This is a genomic window from Pseudomonas sp. NPDC089392 (genome assembly GCF_044749595.1).
Taxonomy (GTDB): Bacteria; Pseudomonadota; Gammaproteobacteria; order Pseudomonadales; family Pseudomonadaceae; genus Aquipseudomonas.
In genome coordinates this window covers 70,089-83,071 of sequence record NZ_JBIVIF010000004.1, presented here as the reverse complement: position 1 = coordinate 83,071, position 12,983 = coordinate 70,089, and the positions used below count along the sequence as shown (strand labels likewise).

At 63.1% G+C, this 12,983-nt stretch carries 15 protein-coding genes; 12 read left to right on the top strand and 3 right to left on the bottom strand.

What is annotated here, in order from left to right:
* Positions 1 to 156: 156 nt before the first annotated feature.
* The 8 genes from alaC (at position 157) to ACIP1G_RS05765 (ending at position 6,205) form a co-directional block, all read left to right on the top strand.
* A complete protein-coding gene (gene alaC / locus ACIP1G_RS05800; protein WP_400734629.1) occupies positions 157 to 1,365 on the top strand; it encodes an alanine transaminase in 1,209 nt (402 codons plus the stop codon).
* Between the two features lie 212 nt (positions 1,366 to 1,577).
* Positions 1,578 to 2,705 carry a hypothetical protein gene (locus tag ACIP1G_RS05795; RefSeq protein WP_400734628.1) on the top strand — a complete coding sequence of 376 codons (1,128 nt, stop codon included), beginning with the start codon at positions 1,578 to 1,580 and terminating at the stop codon, positions 2,703 to 2,705.
* A gap of 127 nt (positions 2,706 to 2,832) precedes the next feature.
* A complete protein-coding gene (locus tag ACIP1G_RS05790; protein ID WP_400734626.1) occupies positions 2,833 to 3,216 on the top strand; it encodes a YkgJ family cysteine cluster protein in 384 nt (127 codons plus the stop codon).
* Between the two features lie 435 nt (positions 3,217 to 3,651).
* On the top strand, positions 3,652 to 3,873 hold the full coding sequence (locus ACIP1G_RS05785) for a hypothetical protein (protein ID WP_400734624.1): 222 nt from the start codon (positions 3,652 to 3,654) through the stop codon (positions 3,871 to 3,873).
* Complete coding sequence (locus tag ACIP1G_RS05780) at positions 3,870 to 4,121, top strand: DUF3077 domain-containing protein (RefSeq protein WP_400734622.1); 252 nt, start codon at positions 3,870 to 3,872, stop codon at positions 4,119 to 4,121. The genes ACIP1G_RS05785 and ACIP1G_RS05780 overlap by 4 nt, the downstream gene beginning before the upstream one ends.
* Positions 4,122 to 4,607: 486 nt before the next feature.
* Positions 4,608 to 5,171 carry a GNAT family N-acetyltransferase gene (locus tag ACIP1G_RS05775; RefSeq protein ID WP_003248588.1) on the top strand — a complete coding sequence of 188 codons (564 nt, stop codon included), beginning with the start codon at positions 4,608 to 4,610 and terminating at the stop codon, positions 5,169 to 5,171.
* A gap of 87 nt (positions 5,172 to 5,258) precedes the next feature.
* Positions 5,259 to 5,798, top strand: coding sequence for a hypothetical protein (locus tag ACIP1G_RS05770; RefSeq protein ID WP_400734620.1), 540 nt, complete (start codon positions 5,259 to 5,261; stop codon positions 5,796 to 5,798).
* A 20-nt stretch (positions 5,799 to 5,818) separates the two neighbouring features.
* Positions 5,819 to 6,205 (top strand): lysozyme inhibitor LprI family protein, encoded by a 387-nt coding sequence (locus ACIP1G_RS05765; protein WP_400734618.1) that lies wholly within the window; start codon positions 5,819 to 5,821, stop codon positions 6,203 to 6,205.
* Between the two features lie 130 nt (positions 6,206 to 6,335).
* Here the strand turns inward: ACIP1G_RS05765 and mnmH are convergent, their stop codons facing one another.
* Complete coding sequence (gene mnmH / locus ACIP1G_RS05760) at positions 6,336 to 7,448, bottom strand: tRNA 2-selenouridine(34) synthase MnmH (protein ID WP_400734617.1); 1,113 nt, start codon at positions 7,446 to 7,448, stop codon at positions 6,336 to 6,338.
* Positions 7,448 to 8,482 (bottom strand): selenide, water dikinase SelD, encoded by a 1,035-nt coding sequence (gene selD / locus ACIP1G_RS05755; protein ID WP_400734615.1) that lies wholly within the window; start codon positions 8,480 to 8,482, stop codon positions 7,448 to 7,450. The genes mnmH and selD overlap by 1 nt, the downstream gene beginning before the upstream one ends.
* A gap of 126 nt (positions 8,483 to 8,608) precedes the next feature.
* Here selD and ACIP1G_RS05750 point away from each other — a divergent pair, with 126 nt between their 5' ends.
* The 4 genes from ACIP1G_RS05750 to phnE are packed head-to-tail and all read left to right on the top strand — an operon-like array spanning position 8,609 to position 11,854.
* The gene (locus ACIP1G_RS05750; protein ID WP_400734614.1) at positions 8,609 to 9,463 is read left to right on the top strand and encodes a putative selenate ABC transporter substrate-binding protein; all 855 of its coding nucleotides are present in this window, start codon (positions 8,609 to 8,611) and stop codon (positions 9,461 to 9,463) included.
* The gene (locus tag ACIP1G_RS05745; RefSeq protein WP_400734612.1) at positions 9,460 to 10,269 is read left to right on the top strand and encodes a phosphonate ABC transporter ATP-binding protein; all 810 of its coding nucleotides are present in this window, start codon (positions 9,460 to 9,462) and stop codon (positions 10,267 to 10,269) included. The genes ACIP1G_RS05750 and ACIP1G_RS05745 overlap by 4 nt, the downstream gene beginning before the upstream one ends.
* Entirely contained in the window at positions 10,263 to 11,090 is an 828-nt protein-coding gene (locus tag ACIP1G_RS05740) for a PhnE/PtxC family ABC transporter permease (protein ID WP_400734611.1), read from the top strand. Before ACIP1G_RS05745 ends, ACIP1G_RS05740 begins: the two co-directional genes overlap by 7 nt.
* A complete protein-coding gene (gene phnE, locus ACIP1G_RS05735) occupies positions 11,087 to 11,854 on the top strand; it encodes a phosphonate ABC transporter, permease protein PhnE (RefSeq protein ID WP_400734610.1) in 768 nt (255 codons plus the stop codon). Before ACIP1G_RS05740 ends, phnE begins: the two co-directional genes overlap by 4 nt.
* A gap of 25 nt (positions 11,855 to 11,879) precedes the next feature.
* Here phnE and ACIP1G_RS05730 read toward each other — a convergent pair whose 3' ends face one another.
* Positions 11,880 to 12,767, bottom strand: a complete 888-nt coding sequence (locus tag ACIP1G_RS05730) for a bestrophin family protein (RefSeq protein ID WP_400734608.1) — start codon at positions 12,765 to 12,767, stop codon at positions 11,880 to 11,882.
* Positions 12,768 to 12,983: the final 216 nt, after the last annotated feature.

Here is a 12,983-nt window from a genome sequence, read left to right as displayed (position 1 = left end):
AATCCCTGATTTTCAAAAAATACATCTGAAAAATTCTAACAAAACAGGAAATTGTCCTTTACAGGCATCCTGTTTCAGCACTATCTTCTGATCCAGGCCGCCACATCGGCCAACGTCGCTCGGACGGTTCCGGGCGCTTACGTCTCAGAGGAAGCCATGGCCAACCCAGGTTCGCCGCGCCGCTTTGCGCGCATCGATCGTCTCCCCCCTTACGTCTTCAACATCACTGCCGAGCTCAAGATGGCTGCCCGCCGCCGTGGCGAGGACATCATCGACCTGAGCATGGGCAACCCCGATGGCGCCACCCCGCCGCACATCGTCGAGAAGCTGGTGCAGGTCGCCCAGCGTGAAGACACCCATGGCTACTCCACCTCGCGCGGCATCCCGCGCCTGCGCCGGGCCATCTCCAACTGGTACAAGGAACGCTACGAGGTCGACATCGACCCGGAAAGCGAAGCCATCGTTACCATCGGCTCCAAAGAAGGCCTGGCCCACCTGATGCTGGCCACCCTCGACCAGGGCGACACGGTGCTGGTGCCCAACCCCAGCTACCCGATCCACATCTACGGCGCAGTGATCGCCGGTGCCCAGGTGCGTTCGGTACCGCTGGTACCGGGTGTGGATTTCTTCAACGAACTTGAGCGGGCTATTCGCGAGTCGATCCCCAAGCCGAAGATGATGATCCTCGGCTTCCCGTCCAACCCCACGGCCCAGTGCGTGGAACTGGACTTCTTCGAGCGTGTGGTGGCTTTGGCCAAGCAATACAACGTGCTGGTGATCCACGACCTGGCCTATGCCGACATCGTCTACGACGGCTGGAAAGCCCCATCGATCATGCAGGTGCCGGGGGCCAAGGACATTGCGGTGGAATTCTTCACCCTGTCCAAGAGCTACAACATGGCGGGCTGGCGGATTGGCTTCATGGTCGGCAACCCCGAGCTGGTCAGCGCCCTGGCGCGGATCAAGAGCTACCACGACTACGGCACCTTCACCCCGCTGCAGGTGGCTGCGATTGCTGCGCTGGAAGGCGACCAGCAGTGCGTGCGCGATATTGCCGAGCAGTACCGCCAGCGCCGTAACCTGCTTGTGAAAGGCCTGCACGAGCTGGGCTGGATGGTCGAGAACCCCAAGGCATCGATGTACGTGTGGGCGAAGATCCCGCCGGAGTATGCACACCTGGGGTCGCTGGAGTTTTCCAAGAAGCTGCTGGCTGAGGCCAAGGTGTGCGTGTCGCCGGGGATCGGTTTTGGTGACTATGGTGATGACCATGTGCGCTTTGCCCTGATCGAGAACCAGGACCGTATCCGCCAGGCCATTCGCGGGATCCGGCAGATGTTCCGGGCTGACGGCTTGGCCCGCAAGTAGGCCATTGGGGCCGCTTCGCGGCCCATCGCGACGCAAGGCCGCTCCTACAGGGGACCGCGTAACATGCACTGACGCGGTCCCTTGTAGGAGCGGCCTTGTGTCGCGATGGGCTGCAAAGCAGCCCCCTACGGACTCAAAGGCTAGCTTTCCGCCTGCATTCCCCCGATCTGCCAACCTATCTTCAGCACTCATTTCTCACCAAAGAGATCCCCATGAGTGTCTTCACCGCCTATTTCTGCGGCACCGGCTCACACCGCTTCGACGACGCCAACCCCAACTTCTGGAATGGCGAGCTGGTCTCGACCCTGGCCAGCAACGACCAAGGCCGCGAATTCGCCCACTGGATCGCCGTGGACGGCCCCGGCAGCGGCAACCTTCAGGATGACAACCTGTTCGTCGAACCCGGCGGCTATTTCAACTGGACCGGCCAGCTGTTCGGACGCGGCTGGGAAGAAAACGTCAACCATGTGCTGCAAGTCATCAAAGGCGAAAGCAACTGGCAGCGCACCGAACTCAGCGAAGAAGAATACGAGCGCCTTAAAGCTGCCGGAGTGCCCATCCCGGATGCCTCGTCTACGGCCTCCTGGTTCTGGCGCACCTACAACTACGGCGAGCGCCACCCAACACCGCAGGAACTTCAGGAACGTATCATCAGCATGTTCCGCAAACCGCGCCTGCCCACTCAAATCAACCTGGTGGGCTGGAGCAGGGGAGGTATCAGCTGCCACATGCTGGCCAATGCCATGGCGCAAGACCCGGTATTGCGCGGCATACCGGTGAACATCTTTGCCATCGACCCGGTACCCGGGGTCGGCAATGTGCAAACCGAGCGCGTTACCTTGGCTGACAACGTCAGGGAGTACGTCGGCTTCTACTCGCGGGACGAACGTTCCAAAGGGTTTGCCTGCGTGATCCCTGCCGTCGCGCAACAGACGCGGATATGCATCTACCCGATGCCAGGCCGACATGCCACGCTGGTTGGCAATGCTTCGCTGGATGGCGCCAGTGACGGCAAGGTACTGGCGGAGCCGGGGCTAATCGTTCGGCATTTTGCCGAAGTGTGCCTGGCGCGCTGGGGAGTGCAGTTGGACAAGCGGCTGGCGCTGGATGACGGCCAATTAATGAAGTGCCACCAAATCATGGCGGCGGCTGACGAGCAATATCAGGCCATGCGCAGTGAGTCGTACACCGTACTCACCGAAGGTGAAGAACACGATCGGCTGGTGCACTGTGGCGAAGCGCGCACGCACTTCAGCAAGGTGCAGGGCGATGACTACGACCCAAGCGCGGGCCTTGCCTTGCAGCGTTGGGATGCCGCTACTTACAAAGCGATCTGCTAGCCATGGCGGGCGGCCGGATCAATGGCGATTTTTTTTGCATTGCCCCTCTATCCAGCCGCCCCTGCTTGGATTAAAAATGGCGCCGCGGGCTCAGCCCCGATAACAACAACCTTCCCTCCGTGGCCTCATGTCCGACTATAACCCTTGCCTTGACTGCGGCGCCTGCTGCGGGTACTTCCGTGTGTCCTTCTTCTGGGGCGAATGCCAGTCTGCCGGGGGCGTTGTGCCGGACGACCTGGTGGTACAGATCAACCCCACCCGCGTTGCCATGATCGGCACCGATGCCAAGCCCTGCCGCTGTGTCAGCCTTGCTGGCGAGATTGGTAAAGAGGTGGCTTGTACCATTTATGCCAACCGCTCCAGCCCGTGCCGCGAGTTTGATGCCTCGTGGGAGGGTGGGGTGCATAACCCTAGCTGTGATGATGCGCGGGCGGCGTATGGGCTGCCACCGCTGACCCCGCCAGAGGCCAACGAGCCGCATTGGCCGGATGATGGGGCTGAGGTGGCCTGATCGTACTTCAGTAGCCTGTACCGGCCCTTTCGCGGGTGAACCCGCTCCCACAGTGATCTCAGAATCTTGAAAAGGGTGCGGTCCCTGTGGGAGCGGGTTCACCCGCGAAAGGGCCATCAGCTGTAAGAAGATTCTGAACTTGAAACCAAATGCTTCAGGTTGCCAGGGATTAGGAATTATCCTACGACCTCAGTCGGATGCCGTCTGATAGGCAGGGAAGAATCACAGCGGTAACTTCGCCGTTCGCCCATATGGCGAGCGAGTGTGAGAACTCGTTGTTGGTGGTCTTCCTGTCAGTTCATGGCAGCTGTGCGCGTGCAGGCTTTGGCCTGCCCGTTGTGACTCCAACACGGGCTTCTCACCTCGCGCACGGCTGCCGCCCAAATCTGTGAGAAGGATTCAGGTGGTTGCTCCTATAACCTGTTGGAGTTAATCATGAATAAACTTGTACCTGATCCGCCCGTCGCAGACCTCACCTACCAAGCCGCCAAGTCCCAGGCCACCCAGGTCATGGACAACCTCTCCGGCATCATCATCCAATACCTCGACGCCGAAGCCCCAGCCCTGCGTTCCAGCCTGCTGGAGGCGATGTCAGCCCAAACCGACCAGCTACAGGCCCTGCTAGCCCACATGAAAGCGCAGGAGGCCAAGGCATGAGCGACCACCTCAAATCCCGCACCACCGCCGGCGTGGAAAAATTCCTCGAACTGTACCGGGTGGAGCCGGGCGTCCCGCTGGACCTAGCATTCGATGAATTGTCGGTGCTGATCGGCTGCATCAAGCACCTGAACGAAGAGGCCGAGATGGAGGGCGACAAGATCGCCGGCAGCGCGGCGCGGATTCTGAGTGCCATGGCCAAGGCGCTGATCAATGATATGGAAGTGGGGTTGAATCGCGGCGATTGAGTAATGGGCTGATGTGCCTGTCGGGCGGGCCAGTAGGGGCTGACGGGTGCATGCCTTGAGTTGTTCGGCGCCTATGAGATCGAGCGCCGCCCGCGCGGCGCTTCGCGGGGCAAGCCCGCTCCCACTGTCTGTTTCGGGCCAATCAATCCTGTGAAGGTCACCGCTGTCCGTCTTGTTTGTTCCCTTCGATATCGGTTGCGCCGCTGTTTCTAATCAATCTTCAGCCATGCACTCGGGTGCGGACACTAAAGGCACAGGAGTAATTGGCCCGAAACAGACAGTGGGAGCGGGCTTGCCCCGCGAAGCGCCGCGCGGGCGGCGCTCGATTTCCGCACCACCTCCAAACCCAAGACAGGCACCTCTCAAAAACATCTCCAAACCCAAGACAGGCACCTCTCAAAAACACCCCCAAACCCCAAGACCTGCCCCACCCACCCCACATGAAGTTAAACTGTCATCTCCCCAGCAATGGACAGGAGATCCGGCGTGACCCCACCCCGCAGTTTCCCCAGTGACCTCTGCCTCGATAGCCCGCGCCTGCAATTGCGCCCCATGCGCCATGCCGATGCCGCGCAATGGCTGGCGATCATGGCCGACCCCGAGGTCATGCGTTATTGGCACCATGCCCCCTGGCAAGACCTGGCCGAGGCCGAAAGCGCCCTGGCCGCCGACCGCGAAGCCTATGCCAATGGTGACCAGCTCAAGCTCGGCATGTACCGCCGCGACAACGGCGAGCTAATCGGCATGGTCCAGCTGTTCAACATCGACGACATTTCCCGCCGTGGCGAAATCGGCTATTGCCTGGCCAGCGCCGTGCAGGGCAGGGGCTACATGGATGAAGCGCTGACCTGCTTCATCGACTACCTCGCCCACACTCTGCACATGCGCCGCCTGGAAGGCGAAATCGACCCGCGTAACCAGGGCTCGGCACGTACTCTGGAGCGCCAGGGCTTCGTGCTCGAAGGCACCCTGCGGGCACGCTGGTGCGTTGCTGGTGAGCTGTCCGACTCAGGTATTTATGGTCTGCTGCTCGAACCACCGGTTGCGTGATCCGTGCAGCGGCCCTTTCAAGGTCTGGAAGCGGCGCAGGGCCTGGGTTAAGGTCGTAGCCTGTGCCGTTTCCCCCAGGAATAACCCTTGCCCGTTTTCTACCTGAGCATCAGCCTGCTGCTGTATCTGCTCGCCCTGTTCTTCGATGGTGCGCTGATGAGCGGCGGACGCCACATGCCGGCCCTGCAGATGCTGCTGTACGGGCCATGGGGCATGCCCTTCGGTTTGCACCAATGGTTTGCCAACCCGCTGCTGGCCCTGGCCGTCCTTGCCCATCGGCGCTTTCGCCGGCTGGCATTACTGGCCGGGTTGGCGGCGGTGTACCTGGCGGCCAGCAGCTTTGGCATCACCCGTTTGCCGGATAACCAGACTTATGAATTCCACGACTTGACCGGTTTCGGTGCTGGTTTCTACCTGTGGCTGGCGGCGATGGTGGTGTTCTGCATGGGCCAGGCGTGGCACTGCTGGAAGGCGCGTAGCGCCGACGACATGCCGGGCTGGAGCTGGCTCGACGTGGCGTTGATTGCGGCACTTGGCGTGGCCTTGTATACGGCGACGCAGATGCCCTCGTTGCGCTTCGAGCCGGGCAAGGTGCTGATGCCACCTGAGCAGCCGCAGACGCTGTGATATCCACAAGGAGGATTCGCATGATCAAGTATTACCTGACAGGTCTGGCACTGGCCTGCGTGCTGCCAATGGCGGTGGCGGACGACTACACGGCGGCCTATGGACAGTGCATGGACAAGGCCTCTACTACGGTAGACATGAGTGATTGCATCGGGGCCGAGACACACGTGCAGGACCAGCGCTTGAACCGTGTGTACAAGCAACTGATGGGCAAGCTGGATGCCGGGCAGCAGAAGAGCCTGCGCGATGTGCAGCGTAAGTGGCTGGCTTACCGCGATGGCAATTGCCAGTTCCATGTGCAGGCCAGTGGCGGGACCATGGCGCAGCTGGAAGGTGGTAGCTGCCTGATGGACATGACCCGCGATCGCGCGGCGGAGCTGGAACGGGTGCTTAGCCCGGGGCAGTGAGTTGTCTGTACCGGCCTCTTCGCGGGTGAACCCGCTCCCACAGGGACCGCACCGCGCTTGAGGGCAGTGCGATACCTGTGGGAGCGGGTTTATCGAGGCGTCGAACCGCCGCGAAGAGGGCGACGCGGTGTCAAAGATGACGCTCCCGTTGCGCCCGGGCCTTGAGGTATTCGCGCACTTCCACGGCATCCCCGGCAAACTCGATGCGCTCGGCCTTGGCATCGCGCTGGTAGGCATACATCGGGTCGTAATACTCGTTCAGCAAGCCTTCGATCCAGCCCCGGTGCAGGTCCACCGAGCCGCTGCGCTGCTGCTCTTCCAAGGCTTGGCGCAGGATCTCGGACAAGCGCTGATGGCGTTCTCCGCCCAAGCGCTTGTAGATGTTGGCCATGCTCTGCAGCATGCGCTCGGCAAACAATCGGCGGCCGTCTTCCTCGCCATGCACGCTGACGAACTCGGCACTCAGGTTGACCACGTAATCACGCAGGATGCGCTCAACGCGGTTGGCGAAGCTGTCTTCCAGCCATACCAGCGGATACTGCTGCATGCCCTGATACAACTCCAGCGGCACTGTGCAACTGCCGACAATGCGGCCTTCATCTTCCAGCACGAACTGCTCGACCCCACGGGCGCGCTTCTTCAGCACGTCGATGGCCAACTGGTTTTCGAAGTCGATCTGCGCCGGCTGCGCGGTGGCGCGCTTGCCGAAGCTGGAACCACGATGGTTGGCGTGGCCTTCCAGGTCCAGCACGTTGCCCAACTGGTGCAGCACATCGGTCTTGCCGGTGCCGGTCAGGCCGCCCACCAGCACGAAATCGCAGTGCGCCACCGCCTGCTGGGTGGTCTCCAGCAGGAAGGTACGCATGGCCTTGTAGCCACCTTTGACCCGCGGATACTGGATACCGGCCTCATCACGCAGCCAGCCCTGCACGATCTGCGAGCGCAGGCCACCACGGAAGCAGTATAGGTAGCCCTCTGGGTGGTCCTGGGCAAACGCCGCCCAGGCCTCCAGGCGGGCCTGCTTGGTGGCGCCGCTGACCAGCTGGTGGCCCAGGGCGATGGCGGCGGCCTGGCCCTGTTGCTTGTAGCAGGTGCCGACCTTCTGCCGCTCCTGGTCGTTCATCAGCGGCAGGTTGACCACGCCAGGGAAGGCGCCTTTGGCGAATTCGACGGGGGCGCGCATGTCCATCATCGGCACGTCGTCGAGGAACAGCTGGCGGAAGTCGGTGCAGTCGGGGCGCATCAGATCACCTCGACCGCGTGGCTCTGTCGCTCGACCAGCTTGCCGATCGGCGCCAGTTGCAGGCCCAGTTCGGCCGCCACGGCGAGAAACTCGGCTTCGCCTTCCGGGGTAACCGCCACCAGCAGGCCGCCGCTGGTCTGCGGGTCGCACAGCAGGTGCTTCTGGTCGTCGCTGAGCGCGCCGATCTTGTGCCCGTAGCTGTCGTAGTTGCGCAGGGTGCCGCCGGGGATGCAGCCCTCGGCCAGGTAGTGGTCGACGCTGGGCAGGCGCGGTACGGCGGCGTAGTCCAGGTGCGCGGTAAGGCCGCTGCCTTCAGCCAGTTCGACCAGGTGGCCGAGCAGGCCGAAGCCGGTGACGTCGGTCATGGCCTTGACCCCGTCCAGCTTGCCGAAGCGGCTGCCGGGGGTGTTGAGGGTGCACATCCAGTCGCGGGCCAGGCCTTGGTCTTGCGCGCGCAGCTTGGCCTTTTTCTCGGCAGTGGTGAGGATGCCGATGCCCAGTGGCTTGGTCAGGTACAGCTGGCAGCCAGCGCTGGCGGTGTCGTTGCGCTTGAGGTGGCGCTTGCTGACCACGCCGGTGACGGCCAGGCCGAAGATCGGCTCGGGGGCGTCGATGGAATGGCCGCCGGCCAGTGGAATACCAGCTTCGGCGCACACTGCACGACCACCGCGGATCACCTCGCGGGCCACTTCCGGCGGCAGCACGTTGACAGGCCAGCCGAGGATGGCGATGGCCATCAGCGGGTCGCCGCCCATGGCGTAGATGTCGCTGATGGCGTTGGTGGCGGCGATGCGGCCGAAGTCGTACGGGTCATCGACGATCGGCATGAAGAAGTCGGTGGTCGAGACCACGCCGCGCTCGTCGTCCAGCGCGTACACGGCGGCGTCATCGCGCGAAGCGTTGCCGACCCACAGTTTCGGGTCCAGGGCCTGGGTACCGCTTTCGGCGAGGATCACGTCCAGCACCTTGGGGGAGATCTTGCAGCCACAGCCGGCACCGTGGCTGTACTGGGTCAGGCGAATCGGCTCGCTCATGTGTACCTCGGCAGGTCAATTTGTTGCGCGATTGTAGCAAAGCTGGCCTTTGCGCCTGTGCCTCTTATAATTCCCGTTGTCGGCGCATAGGCCGGCCTTTCCCCGCTATTGAACCGGAGAACACCCATGCTCAAACGCCCCCTGGCGCTCGCCGCCGGCCTCGTGTTGTCCTGCTGTGCCGTTGTCGTCCAGGCTGCTGAAACCCTGCGGGTCAGCGCCATCCCCGACGAAGCGCCAACCGAACTGCAGCGCAAGTTCAAGCCATTGGGCGAGTACCTGGCCAAGCAGTTGGGCATGGAAGTGAAATTCGTCCCGGTGGCCGATTACCCGGCAGTGGTCGAGTCGTTGGCTGCCGACCGCCTGGACCTGGCCTGGCTGGGCGGCTTCACTTTCGTCCAGGTGCACCTGAAGGACCCGACTGCCACGCCACTGGTACAGCGTGAGCAGGACGCGCAGTTCACCTCCAAGTTCATCACCGCCAACCCTGACGTGAAAAGCCTGGGCGACCTCAAGGGCAAGTCGTTTGCCTTCGGTTCCATCTCGTCCACCTCGGGCAGCCTGATGCCGCGTTACTTCATGCTCAAGCAGGACAACATCAAGCCTGAAGAATACTTCAGCCGCGTGGCCTATTCCGGCGCGCATGACGCCACCGTGGCCTGGGTGCAGGCCGGCAAGGTCGATGGCGGCGTGCTGAATGCCAGCGTGTGGCAGAAGCTGGTGGATGCCGGCAAGGTCGATACCAGCAAGGTGAAAGTGTTCGCCACTACGCCGACCTACTTCGACTACAACTGGACCGTGCGCGGCAACATGGCCCCGGCGCTGAAAGACAAGATCAAGAAGGCCTTCCTCGACCTCGACCCGGCCAACCCGGAGCACAAGGCGATCCTCGACCTGCAGGCCGCCAGCCGCTTCATCGAGACCAAGCCTGAGAACTACCTGGGCACCGAACAAGCTGCACGCGAGGCCGGCCTGCTCAAGTGACAGCTTCGAACGTGGCAATCCATCTGCACGGTGCCGGGCTGCGCCATGGCCAGGTACGCGCGCTTGACGCGGTGAACCTGCGCATCGGGCAAGGCGAGCGGGTCGCTATCATCGGGCCATCGGGGGCGGGCAAGTCCAGCTTGTTGCACCTGATGGCCACGGCCGTTCAGCCCAGCAGCGGGCGCCTGGAGCTGCTCGGCGAGCAGCCTTGGGCGTTGTCGGCCAGGGCGCGCCAACACTTGCGCGCGCGGGTTGGCCTGGTGCATCAGGCGCCACCCTTGCCGCCGCGCCAGCGGGTGGTTACGGCGGTGCTGGCCGGGCGCCTGGGGCAGTGGGGGGTGCTGCGTGGTTTGCTTAACCTGCTGTACCCCAGCGATGTGCCGGGCGCGCGTCAGGCCTTGGCCGAGCTGGGCCTGGCCGACAAGCTGTTCGTGCAGTGCGGGCAATTGTCCGGTGGCCAGTTGCAGCGGGTGGGCATTGCCCGGGCGTTGTACCAACGGCCGCAGGTGTTGCTGACTGATGAGCCGGTGTCGGCCATGGACCCGGTGCTGGCCGACCACAGCCTGGCCTTGCTCAACCGCCATGCCCAGGCCAACGGCGTGACCCTGGTGGCGAGCCTGCATGCGGTAGAACTGGCGCTGGCGCACTTCCCGCGGGTGATCGGTATTCGCGATGGGCAGGTGGTGTTCGACTGCCCGGCCGCAGCCGTTACCGAGCAGTTGCTGGATGCGCTGTACGCCAACGAACAACTGGCTTCGCCGCCAACCCAGGGGCCGACCCTGACCGTGCAGATTCCGCGATGCTGAAAGCTGACACCCGCGACCCGGCCTTGTTGCCGCGGTTGCTGCTGACCCTGCTGGCCGTGGTGGTGCTGTGGCCGGGTATCCAGTTGAGCGAGCTGAATCCCGGGGTGCTGCTGCAGGCAGAGAATCGGCAGGAGATCGCCAGTTTCACCAGTGCCTTCTGGCCGCCGGCACACGATGCTGATTTCCTTGCGCTGCTGTATGAAGCCACGTTGCAGACCCTGGCCGTGGCCACCGCCGGCATGTCGCTGGCGCTGTTGCTGGCAATCCCTGCCGGCCTGCTGGCCAGCCGTGCCTTGTCGTTGCGTGCCGCCTCCCGCGGTGGCCGGGCCGGGTTCTGGTCACGGTTGTTGCGCCTGCCGGTGCGCGGGTTGCTGATTTTCCTGCGCAGCGTGCCGGAAATCGTCTGGGCGTTGCTGTTCGTGCGCGCCGTGGGGCTGGGGCCGACGGCGGGCGTGCTGGCCATCGCCATCACCTACAGCGGCATGCTCGGCAAGGTCTACGCCGAGATTTTCGAGTCGGTCGACCAGCGTCCTGCCCACGCCTTGTTGCAGGCGGGCAGTGGCCGGCTGGCGGCGTTTCTCTATGGCATCCTGCCTAATGCTGCATCCGAGGTGGTGTCGTACACCGTATACCGCTGGGAGTGCGCGGTGCGGGCTTCGGTGGTGATGGGCTTTGTCGGTGCTGGCGGGCTGGGCCAGCAGATCGACCTGTCGATGCGCATGTTCGCTGGCGCGGAGGTGGCGAGCATGCTGCTGACGTTCCTGGGGCTGGTGATATTGGCCGACCTGCTCAGCCGCCTGCTGCGCTGGAGGTTGGCATGAACCGGGCAATCAACCTGTTGCTGCTGGGCGCCATGGTGGCGGCGGTGGTGGCGTCGTTCGCCTATCTGGAGTTGGACCTGCGCGCGCTGGTCGGCAACGGTGGGCTAGGGCAGATGGGCGAGTACGCCGGTCGCTTCCTGCACCCGGACTTGTCTGCCGGGCACCTGAAGGCGGTATGGCGCGGGGCGCTGGAGACCTTGGCCATGTCTGGCCTGGGCACCTTGTTGGCGATGGTGCTGGGGATGTTGTTGGCACTGCCGGCAGCGGGGCGCTTCGGTTGGCCGTTGCAGGGGGCGGCGCGCTTGCTGCTGAATGCCCTGCGGGCCATTCCGGAACTGGTGTGGGCGGCGCTGACCGTGCTGGCGGCCGGGCTTGGGCCGAATGCCGGCACCCTGGCTTTGGCGCTGCACACCGCTGGCGTGTTGGGGCGGCTGTTTGCCGAAGCGCTGGAGAATGCCCCACCGGAGCCTGCTGCGGCGATCCGCTTGCAGGGCGGCAGCCAGGTGGCGGCGTTCTGCTTTGGTACCTTGCCCAACTTGTGGCCGCAATTGCTGGCCTACAGCTTGTACCGCTGGGAGAACAACATCCGCATGGCCAGCGTGCTGGGGTTTGTCGGGGCGGGTGGGTTGGGGCAGATGCTGTACACCACCTTGAGCCTGTTCCAGGAGGCCCAGGCCAGTACGGTGATCATCGGCATGCTGGTGCTGGTGTTGCTGGTGGATGTGTCGAGCGATATGTTGCGCCAGCGCTATGTGCGGGCCTGACCGATAGGGCCCTTGAGCTCATGTGCTAAGCCAGCTCCCCACACTGCGCCTCCCGCTGCATCGACTCCAGGTTGCGCTCAATGGTCTCGCAAATGGTATCCATCTGGATCTGGTGCTCACTGAACCGAAACGGGCTCTGCAAATCCGTGCCGATCCGCTCGATAGCCAGCAACATGAACCCCACAACCGTCGAAGCCAGCGGCGTGAACCAGCCCAGCGACTCCACCAGCCCCACCGGCACGATCAGGCAGAACAGGGTGATGAACAGCCGCGGAAAATACACATAGGGGTAGGGCAACGGCGTATTGGCAATCCGCTCCATGCCACCTTGGGCATTGGACAAGTCCACCAGCGTCGACTCCAGCCGCGCCAGGCGAATGCTGTCCAGCCGTCCGGCCTGGTATTCCCGCGCCAGCAAGGCCGCCGAGCCGCCAAGAATGTCATTGGCGAAGTTGTTCGAGCGGTTGCGCCGCTCGAACTCCGCCGGCGGGATAAAGGCCATGAGCTCATCCGGGCATGGCTCACCTTTCAGGTGCGCCGCCAGGCAGTTCACATAGGCGATATGCCGGCGCAGCAGGGTGGCCTTGACCGGGTTCAGGCCCTCGTCAGGGTCATCGATCAGGGTCAGCGTCTGCCGCGCGAAACTGCGCGAACCGTTCACCAACGCCCCCCACAACGTGCGCGCCTCCCACCAGCGGTTGTAGGCGCTGCTATTGCGGAAACTCACCAGTACCACCAGTGCCGAACCCAGCAAGGTCAACGGGATCAGCGGCAAGGTGAACTTGCTGTTGAAGAACAGCATGAAGTCGATGGTGACCAGCACATCCCAGATCAGCAGCCAGAAAAGCGACCAGCCAATGTAGCCGATGGTCTTCACCACCAGGCGGTACTTGCGGGTGATGACGTCTTTCACACGAGGTACCTCGAAATGCGGGGGATGCAGGATCGGACGTCGAGGGGCGTCGAAGGTTCGGGTGCCGAATGTTGCAAGGGATTTAGGGGCTGATTTGAAGAGAAAAGTCTGACCAAGAGAAGTGCCTGAATTCCCGTCACGGATGAGGAGCGACAGAGTTGAGCGCTTCAATACTTGAAAGGATGTATCCGTACGGATACGATTGGGTGAGCGTTT

What these genes read in the sequence shown, in the direction of transcription:
- alaC (WP_400734629.1), top strand. Translation starts at nt 157, where the DNA reads ATGGCCAACCCAGGTTCGCCGCGCCGCTTTGCGCGCATCGATCGTCTC.
- ACIP1G_RS05795 (WP_400734628.1), top strand. Translation starts at nt 1,578, where the DNA reads ATGAGTGTCTTCACCGCCTATTTCTGCGGCACCGGCTCACACCGCTTC.
- ACIP1G_RS05790 (WP_400734626.1), top strand. Translation starts at nt 2,833, where the DNA reads ATGTCCGACTATAACCCTTGCCTTGACTGCGGCGCCTGCTGCGGGTAC.
- ACIP1G_RS05785 (WP_400734624.1), top strand. Translation starts at nt 3,652, where the DNA reads ATGAATAAACTTGTACCTGATCCGCCCGTCGCAGACCTCACCTACCAA.
- ACIP1G_RS05780 (WP_400734622.1), top strand. Translation starts at nt 3,870, where the DNA reads ATGAGCGACCACCTCAAATCCCGCACCACCGCCGGCGTGGAAAAATTC.
- ACIP1G_RS05765 (WP_400734618.1), top strand. Translation starts at nt 5,819, where the DNA reads ATGATCAAGTATTACCTGACAGGTCTGGCACTGGCCTGCGTGCTGCCA.
- mnmH (WP_400734617.1), bottom strand. Translation starts at nt 7,448, where the DNA reads ATGCGCCCCGACTGCACCGACTTCCGCCAGCTGTTCCTCGACGACGTG.
- selD (WP_400734615.1), bottom strand. Translation starts at nt 8,482, where the DNA reads ATGAGCGAGCCGATTCGCCTGACCCAGTACAGCCACGGTGCCGGCTGT.
- ACIP1G_RS05750 (WP_400734614.1), top strand. Translation starts at nt 8,609, where the DNA reads ATGCTCAAACGCCCCCTGGCGCTCGCCGCCGGCCTCGTGTTGTCCTGC.
- ACIP1G_RS05740 (WP_400734611.1), top strand. Translation starts at nt 10,263, where the DNA reads ATGCTGAAAGCTGACACCCGCGACCCGGCCTTGTTGCCGCGGTTGCTG.
- phnE (WP_400734610.1), top strand. Translation starts at nt 11,087, where the DNA reads ATGAACCGGGCAATCAACCTGTTGCTGCTGGGCGCCATGGTGGCGGCG.